Origin of the sequence: Blastococcus sp. CCUG 61487, from assembly GCF_005222955.1 — a bacterium.
Taxonomy (GTDB): domain Bacteria; phylum Actinomycetota; class Actinomycetes; order Mycobacteriales; family Geodermatophilaceae; genus Blastococcus.
In genome coordinates, this window is sequence record NZ_LWUA01000166.1 from 1 (window position 1) to 550 (window position 550).

Below are 550 nucleotides of genomic sequence, written 5' to 3' on the forward strand. Positions count from 1 at the left end.
CCTGGCCGCCGCGCTGACGGCGCGCAGCGTTGGCACGTCGGCCCGGGCGCTGGCCCGGGCGGCAACCCGCCACCACTGGCCGGTCGCGGCCGCGGTCGCGCTGCTGGTCCCGCGGGCGCGCGGCCCGCTGACGTCGCTCGCCGTCGTCGAGGGCCTGGTGGCCTGGTGGCCGGTGCGGCGTCGAGTGGGACCGGTCCGTCACCTGCTCGCCCGGCGGCTGGACGACCTCGCCTACGGCGCGGGGCTGTGGGGCGGGGCGGTACGGGCGCGGTCGGCGCGCGCGCTGCTGCCGGCACGCCCGCCGGAGGGTTCGTCCCCGGCGTCCTGAGCGCCGCCCGGCTCCTCGGCAACCCCGTCACGCCAGCCCCGGCAGGCGCACACGGACGGGTGGCACCACGGGGCTCAGGCGCGCCCGCGTCCTGGCCGCGCGGGAGGGTGCGGGCGGTAGCGTCGGCGGCTGCCGCCGGTCCGTACTCGTCCGTCCCGCCCGGGGCCCGCCCGCGGGTCCGCAGCCTCAGGAGGGTCCAGTCGTGCAACTGGAGAACTCGTT

1 pseudogene is annotated in these 550 nt (G+C 80.2%); it reads left to right on the top strand.

Annotated elements, in window-relative coordinates:
• Positions 1-328, top strand: a pseudogene (locus A6V29_RS20825) (mycofactocin biosynthesis glycosyltransferase MftF); the annotation flags it as partial.
• Positions 329-550: the final 222 nt, after the last annotated feature.